This is a genomic window from Microcoleus sp. T2B6, assembly GCF_036700475.1.
GTDB lineage: Bacteria > Cyanobacteriota > Cyanobacteriia > Cyanobacteriales > Microcoleaceae > Microcoleus.
In genome coordinates, this window is the sequence record NZ_JAUBOZ010000190.1 from 1 (window position 1) to 7,076 (window position 7,076).

The window sequence follows — 7,076 nt, forward strand, 5'->3', positions numbered from 1 at the left end:
TTTCTACCAGTTCAGCTTGGCTCAACTGCTCTATTTCGGTTTTTTCCTTCTGTCTGGTGGCTGTGGGCTTTTTCATTACCTTTATTTTACCAGATGCCGCCACTTAAGTCTTTTTTGACCTGAATCCTTACATAAAAATAAGCCTTGCCATCAGTTTGTTTGCCGCTTTTTCTTAAAAAAGAACAATCAATAACAGCAATAATTGTGTGGTCAGGGTTTAAAGCAACACGCGAGAAAATATTGATTAAATTGTGGAAAGTTAAAGCTTTTGAGAAAGTGACGACGGTAGGTTTTTTCACTCAAACAGCTATAACGACTGAGATTCGTGAAGTTGACCAAGCCAAACGGCCAGCAAAATAGTTGAGAATAATGTGATTAAAAACTTCTTTTGGGGTTGACTAATCCCTAGCATTTGTTGTAACAATACTCCGGACAGTTTTTAAGCAGCCAAAGTACCATAAGACAAGACTGAAGGAAGGTTAGGGTGATTTAAAATCAAATCCGGGTCTAAATCTAACTTATCAATAAAGGTAGAAAGTAGATGCTTATTGAATTCCAGACGTTTATAAGAAGCCATAGAAAACACAAAAGATTTGGCCGATGAATGACAACTAGAAAGTTCATGTTTGGCTAAGTTTACAGGGTAAGCTCATCTAATTTGGTATAAATTGTACTTGACAAAAAGGGCAATATATACGATTTGGCATTAGTGATTAGTGGTTATATAATGTTTCTTAATCATGCGTCATGACTGGTGAGGAAAAGTCAATGAAAAAAGGATTTGCTCCTGTTTCGCCAACCCAAAAATCAAAGAAGCAGAATAATCGGACTCAACTAATATCCGTCGAACATTTACAAGCGAGCTTATCAACTTATTTTGATAACATACAAGATCCCAGAGTAGACAGAACCAAACAACACTTACTTAAAGACATTCTCATCATCAGCATATTAGCTGTAATCGCCGGAGCCGATGGATGGGAAGACATAGAAAATTACGGACTCAGTAAGCAAGAATGGTTAGAGGAATTTTTAGAATTACCCAATGGAATTCCGAGCGATGACACATTCCGCCCTTGTATTTGAAAGGTTAGACCCTAAAATATTAGAAGAGAAGTTATCCCAATGGCTTCAAAAAATTATGGGTTCAGTTTCATCACAAATTATCCCGATAGATGGAAAAAGTTTACGAGGATCTTATGACGCCTGAAAAAGGTTTAAAAAACCTACATTTAGTGACAGCTTGGGCGAGTGAACAGCGTTTGGTACTCGGACAAGTCAAAGTGGAAGACCATTAATCATGAAATCACAGCTATCCCTGCCTTGCTAGAATTAATCGACATTACGGGAGCGATTATCACCATTGATGCGATGGGAACTCAAACCGAAATTGTGCGACTTATTCGTCAGAAAAAAGCGGATTATGTCCTGGCATTAAAAAGCAATCATCCTACTCTTTATAATCACGTAAAAGACTGGTTTAATATCGCAAGAACTCAGAAATTCATGGGAATTGAAGTGAGCTATGATTCCCGAACAGAAAAGGAACATCATCGCATCGAAACCAGAAAAGTCTGGGCGGTATCAGTTGCATCTTTAGGAGGACTTTATAAGCAAGAACAATGGGCAGGTCTTCGGACTATTGTGATGGTCGAAAGGATCCGTCATCCATTTGTGACAAGTTAAGAAAAAGTGCCAATTGTCAAGGGGTATACAAAAGAAAGGTAAAATAGGATGAAACCTTTGTCAGGCAAGCATTTGAGCCATAATTGAACCAGTTATGACTAGCAAAAAACGCATCAACCGAGATCATGCAAAGAAAAAAAATCGTCCCCAAGTAGAAAATGAAGCGATCGCGAATCACCTGGAAGATTTATTAATTCCGGCAATGGCGGCCCAAAAAACTTTTTATCGCCAACTAAATCTAAGAGATAGGATTCTGACACTACCATTAATGATGGCAGCAATCCGCCAGTTTATTATGGCGAGACGTAGCAGGAGTAACAGAATTAACCAGATTATTAAATAGAGAAGGATTTTTATGGTGTCAGCCACAAGAAATTAGCCAACAAGCATTGTCACTCATATTTTTAACTTTGACCGCAGTTTTATTTGACAATACTCCGGACAGTTTTTAAGCAGCCAGAGTACCATAAGACAAGACTGAAGGAAGGTTAGGGTGATTTAAAATCAAATCCGGGTCTAAATCTAACTTATCAATAAAGGTAGAAAGTAGATGCTTATTGAATTCCAGACGTTTATAAGAGGCCATAGAAAACACAAAAGATTTGGCAGATGAATGACAACTAGAAAGTTCATGTTTGGCTAAGTTTAAGGCAATTAGACTGGCATTAAAGTGAAAATCAAGCCGTGGTAAATGACGAGCTTGACAATCCGACAATCCCGTAAATTGCTTGGCATCACGAAAAATAAATTCAATCTGGAAACGAGCCTGATAATATTCAACAATTTGCTCAGGCGGTAAGTGAATATCAGTGCTAAATAATAAAGCATTTTTCATTTCTCCGTTGGCTTGAACCTCAGAGATACAAGCCAACCTAATTTGGCAATTTAAACAACAACTCCACACCACCAATGTATATAATGAAACTCCCGGTTTTATTTCTTTAACAAAATTAAGACGACTCAAATCATGGCAGTCAACTTGTGCGATCATATTTACGTGGAGCTCCCAGTTTCTTTTGTTCACCAGTATAAAGATAGCGTAGGGACGGCATCAACTCTTAACTTGCCAATAAAGTCTAAATTTAACTCCCGCACAGCATCCCAGAATTTAGAGCGGTAGTAATAGCCATCAGCGACCATTTGGACGTACAGAATTTGGGAAGAAATAACGAGTATTCTTTAGATGTTGTGCATAGTCATCAACTCTTGTGATGTCAGGCGTTGAGCTTTGAGACTCCTGTTTTTTGCGAGATTTTTTTGACCAGCTATTCTTCGGTTTTTGTGGCAATTTTTTCACCTTCTTTATTTGAGGGCGTGATGGAGTTTGTTGTACGCTTAAGCTATAAGATAAACGACTCTCAATTTCGACAATAGAAATTACAGAAATTTCCAACCCCTGTTCCGATTTCCCCGCTACACCATTATAAAAATAACCCTTACCGTCAGTTTTTTTGCCACTTTTTTTTAAAAAAGAACAATCGATAACGGCAATGACTGTGTGTTCAGGATTTAAGGCAGATTCGAGGAAATATTGATTAAATTGTGGAAAATTAAAGCTTTTGAGAAAGTGACGACGGTAGGTTTTTTCGCTCAAATAACTATAACGACTGAGATTCGTGAAGTTGACCAAACCAAAGGACCAGCAAAATAGTTGAGAATAAAGTGATTAAAAACTTCTTTTGGGGTTGACTAATTCCTGGCATTTGTTGTAAGATGGATTCAATAATCTTCATGTATGCAATCTGTTGAGCTTGTGTGTTTTTATAGCTTAACCTAAAAGAGTGCCTTTTTTTCTGTTTATTTTGGGTTCAGATAGCACTCAGTTTTTTCGCTTCTGTGCTTTCTTGCGTAAGCATCCCTATTTAAAAACTGTCCGGAGTATTGATTTGAAAAAGTATTTAAATAATTACTGCCTCATTTTCGTCGGAAATGGTTGATGAGAAAATCAAGACCACTACCGGATAGCGTACAATTTGCCTTAAAAAACTTTTAAAATATCTGGATAGCAGATGGCTCAACATTAGAAGCATTATTTCGTAAACTCGAAAGTTTATCAGATGTGCCAATTGGTCAATTAGCCGGAAAAATGGGAGTAATAATAGACCTAGTAACTCATCTTCCAGAAGAAATTTGGTTTTGGACAAATCCGAAACAAGCAGATACTAATTGGGAGGAAGATTTACTAAAAACAGTTAAGCCGAAAACCTTACTATTATTGGATCGAGGCTTCTATCACTTCGCTTTTTGGTCAAAACTCATTTCTCAAGAAATTGGATTTATCACTCGAATCAAGAAATGTGCATCTTATCAGGTAGAGCGGGTATTAACAAATACCTATGATATCAAAGACCAGATAATTAAAATAGGTGCAGGGACAAAAAAGACACCAGCTTTGACTATAAGATTAGTACAGATTCGCTCCAAGAGTTCCTGGCGTTCTTATCTGACAAGTGTCCAAGAACCCGAAGTGTTGCCACCCTATGTAGTAGCAGATTTATATCAAAGACGCTGGCGAATAGAAGAGGCATTTTGTCTAGTAAAAAGATTACTAAATCTCAGCTATTTATGGACTGGTTCCTTAAACGGAATCAAGCTACAAATCTGGGCTACTTGGCTATTTTATGCGGTTTTAGTAGATTTAGGGGATGCGGTTGCCGATGAATTAGGAGTACCAATTGAACGGGTTTCATTAGAAATGATTTATCGGGGGATGTATCATTTTTCTGTGGCATATCAAAAAGGATTAGCTTCTGACCTAGTTAAGTATTTTGCCGACGATAAAAATCAAGATTTAGGGATTGTTAAGCGACGACGAAAACCTCATGTCAGGCTAATTATTTCTCCTTTCCCTGGAACTCAAAGAAGTCCCGAACAATTTTTTTTCAACAATAAAGGAACAAATGGAGTCATATTTTAATTGGGTCAACAGGTAAAAAATGAGTAAGATTACTCATTGACAATAGTGCTTTTAGCTTAACTTGTGAGTAATGTCCGTCATCTTTGGAATAAAACCACTCGTGAAGTGCATTTTTACTTAAGTTCGTTACCAGTAGATGCACAGATTAATGGTCGTGTTATTCGTCAACATTGGAGCATTGAGAACCAAATGCATTGGAGTTTAGATGTTACTTTTAATGAAGATAAATGTCGTATTCGTTCGTTAAACAGCCCTCAGAATTTTGCTCTAGTAAGACGGATGGCACTTAATGCTGTCAATCAAGAAACAACTCTCAAACGTAGCTTGCGACAAAAAAGAAAACGGGCTGCGATGAATAATGACTATATGATGCAAATTCTCAAGTGCTTTTGTCAAGCATGATTGAGATGCTCTTACCCTGCCTCTGCGACGACAGCATTGTTACCGTGGCCGATTTGCAGAACTTTCTTAAAATGTCGCCGTAAATGGGCTAAACATTTCTGCTGCGCTCCCACGATCACACCGTTATATACGCTAAAATCATCGGAACTCAACACTGAGCGCAAATTCATGCCCCAGCATCGTCTCTAATTCGGCTCTACTCCGAGTATCCGCAGCATGAAACAGGCAAAAATCTTGACCCGTAGCTGTCGGTCAACCATTCTTTGACTCCCTTGACACACCACGGAGTTTCATCGACATGGACGGAAAGCTTGTAATGGTGCCCATTGCCATAAGGCTTCAACGGCGGGTTTGACAGCATCAGCTACCCGCGCATTTGTTGCTTGTAATGTCCCGATCCCAATTTCAATTCCACCTAGTTCGTGCAGAAATTCTTGTTGTTTTTCATAGGACATATGCCCATAATTACCTAACCAGCTCAATAATGCTTGTAGGTTGATGCTTAAGTCAAGTCAAGGAACTATCCCGGATGCTGGTGAGCCGATTACTATTGCTCCACATTCATGACATTGACATTTGACTCGTCGATATTCCACCACTTCAATAGGTAAGGCAACTAAGCAGGCTACCTGCTGCTTGCTATAACCGATCGCATCACTTAATTCTTTGCTACCACAATGCTCGCAAGAGTCAGGAGTGCTGATTTGATATCTATCTACTCGCCCAAATCCTTTTCGGGTTTTGCCGATATGTCCCGGCTGTCCTCCTGGTTTGCGCTTTGGCTCGGACTCTGACTCTTTTGAGTTGTCAACTTTGGCTGTCTCTGATTTCTGTATCAGATCGCTTGATGGGGGTTTCGATGATGTTTTGCTATTGCTAGGCTGTCTCTCTTGGAGCTTTTCGAGCTGGAGTTGTAATTTTTCAATCAGCTTCTGTTGGGTGAGCACAATTTTGACCAGCTCCTGGTGGCTCAACTGGTCAACCATTTCTAATTTTAGTGCTGCTGATAACTCTGACTTTTCGCTCATCTGACTACATTACCATATTGTTCGGCTCTCTGCGGAACTATTTTTACCTGAATCCTTACCTTCTACCATTTGGTTAAAGGTTTTTGGAGACACCCCAAACCGTCTTTTAAATTGGCTACTTTTAAGAGTTTTGGCTTGTTCGTATAACATTGATAACATTCACCTCAAATAGAAGAACGCAAATATTTTATCATCTGAATGTTTCTTGGTTATTCAAAGCCACAAGATTTTTGAGCTTTGGGAACTTATTTGGACAGACATTTTGAAAAATTCCAAATCTTTAATTATATCATAAAATATTTTTGCAAGAGGTCTAGTCTCAGATTTGCTAAAAGCATCATTCTGAGCAAAAAACACGGCTACTTTCTTAATATTGGGATTTTGCTTCAGTGCAGCTTTAACTGCGTTAGGTGCTACCACGGCCACAGGCGCGGAGACTCGGGCCACATAATCGCCAATCTGGGGAATGCCTTTAGCGGTGTTGGAGGGGCCGAGTACGGGAACTTTTGCTCGATCGGCGATCGGATTTGCACTAAAAGCTTGTTGCGAGAGAGTCGGCCCCACAATACCTACCACCTTATCCTGATTGATCAGAGTATTGAAGGCATTGATCGTCCCTTGTTCATCTCCACCGGTATCTTGGAACACCAGTCTAATCGGCGTCCCATCCACACCGCCCTTATCGTTGAAATACTTCTCAGCAATTTTCGCGCCAGCCACCTGTTCCTGACCCAGCAAAGCCACATTGCTAGTTTGCGCCACCCCAACCCCAACGGGAATAGCCGCAGAGTTCCCCGCAGCCGAACCCTGTGGCGAAGTTGCCGGAGATGGCGAACTACCTGGAGATACTGTAGTCGATGTCTGGGGAGTGTTCGTCTGAGTGCAAGCGATCAGCAGTGAAGCGCAGGTAACGAACAAGGCAGTAGGGCGAGAAGTAGGTTTTTTCATAAGCGGGCGATCGAACACATATATATAGACCATCTCTATATAGAACATCTATATGTGCAAATATTCTACCGATTCGCGGGAGAGACCCGGACCCA

The 7,076-nt window shown here is 39.8% G+C and carries 6 protein-coding genes and 4 pseudogenes; 5 read left to right on the forward strand and 5 right to left on the reverse strand.

The genetic code is table 11. The features are described from left to right. The first annotated feature begins 144 nt into the window (after window positions 1-144). From QUA00_RS35765 to QUA00_RS35775, 3 genes and pseudogenes are all read left to right on the forward strand, one after another. Window positions 145-360 carry a hypothetical protein gene (locus QUA00_RS35765; protein WP_333413293.1) on the forward strand — a complete coding sequence of 72 codons (216 nt, stop codon included), beginning with the start codon at window positions 145-147 and terminating at the stop codon, window positions 358-360. 408 nt (window positions 361-768) lie between these two features. Next, window positions 769-1,668 (forward strand): annotated as a pseudogene (locus tag QUA00_RS35770) (ISAs1 family transposase); the annotation flags it as partial. 112 nt (window positions 1,669-1,780) lie between these two features. After that, window positions 1,781-2,117: pseudogene (locus tag QUA00_RS35775) on the forward strand (hypothetical protein); the annotation flags it as partial. Between the two features lie 17 nt (window positions 2,118-2,134). On the opposite strand, the gene QUA00_RS35780 reads toward QUA00_RS35775, so the two are convergent. Beyond that, window positions 2,135-2,677, reverse strand: coding sequence for a transposase (locus tag QUA00_RS35780; RefSeq protein WP_333413295.1), 543 nt, complete (start codon window positions 2,675-2,677; stop codon window positions 2,135-2,137). A gap of 138 nt (window positions 2,678-2,815) precedes the next feature. After that, the gene (locus QUA00_RS35785) at window positions 2,816-3,280 is read right to left on the reverse strand and encodes a hypothetical protein (protein ID WP_333413297.1); all 465 of its coding nucleotides are present in this window, start codon (window positions 3,278-3,280) and stop codon (window positions 2,816-2,818) included. Between the two features lie 291 nt (window positions 3,281-3,571). Here QUA00_RS35785 and QUA00_RS35790 point away from each other — a divergent pair. Continuing rightward, a pseudogene (locus QUA00_RS35790) lies at window positions 3,572-4,603 on the forward strand (IS4 family transposase); the annotation flags it as partial. A gap of 60 nt (window positions 4,604-4,663) precedes the next feature. After that, window positions 4,664-5,005: pseudogene (locus tag QUA00_RS35795) on the forward strand (ISAs1 family transposase); the annotation flags it as partial. A gap of 11 nt (window positions 5,006-5,016) precedes the next feature. On the opposite strand, the gene QUA00_RS35800 reads toward QUA00_RS35795, so the two are convergent. The 3 genes from QUA00_RS35800 to QUA00_RS35810 form a co-directional block, all read right to left on the reverse strand. Next, complete coding sequence (locus QUA00_RS35800; protein ID WP_333413299.1) at window positions 5,017-5,175, reverse strand: IS66 family transposase; 159 nt, start codon at window positions 5,173-5,175, stop codon at window positions 5,017-5,019. A 342-nt stretch (window positions 5,176-5,517) separates the two neighbouring features. Further along, window positions 5,518-6,033 carry a DUF6444 domain-containing protein gene (locus QUA00_RS35805; protein ID WP_333413301.1) on the reverse strand — a complete coding sequence of 172 codons (516 nt, stop codon included), beginning with the start codon at window positions 6,031-6,033 and terminating at the stop codon, window positions 5,518-5,520. A 213-nt stretch (window positions 6,034-6,246) separates the two neighbouring features. Further along, window positions 6,247-7,014 carry an ABC transporter substrate-binding protein gene (locus tag QUA00_RS35810; RefSeq protein WP_333413303.1) on the reverse strand — a complete coding sequence of 256 codons (768 nt, stop codon included), beginning with the start codon at window positions 7,012-7,014 and terminating at the stop codon, window positions 6,247-6,249. Between the last annotated feature and the right edge of the window lie 62 nt (window positions 7,015-7,076).

Coding starts and splice junctions, on each gene's coding strand:
- QUA00_RS35780 (WP_333413295.1), bottom strand. CDS start 2,677: ATGATCGCACAAGTTGACTGCCATGATTTGAGTCGTCTTAATTTTGTT.
- QUA00_RS35810 (WP_333413303.1), bottom strand. CDS start 7,014: ATGGTCTATATATATGTGTTCGATCGCCCGCTTATGAAAAAACCTACT.
- QUA00_RS35805 (WP_333413301.1), bottom strand. CDS start 6,033: ATGAGCGAAAAGTCAGAGTTATCAGCAGCACTAAAATTAGAAATGGTT.
- QUA00_RS35800 (WP_333413299.1), bottom strand. CDS start 5,175: ATGAATTTGCGCTCAGTGTTGAGTTCCGATGATTTTAGCGTATATAAC.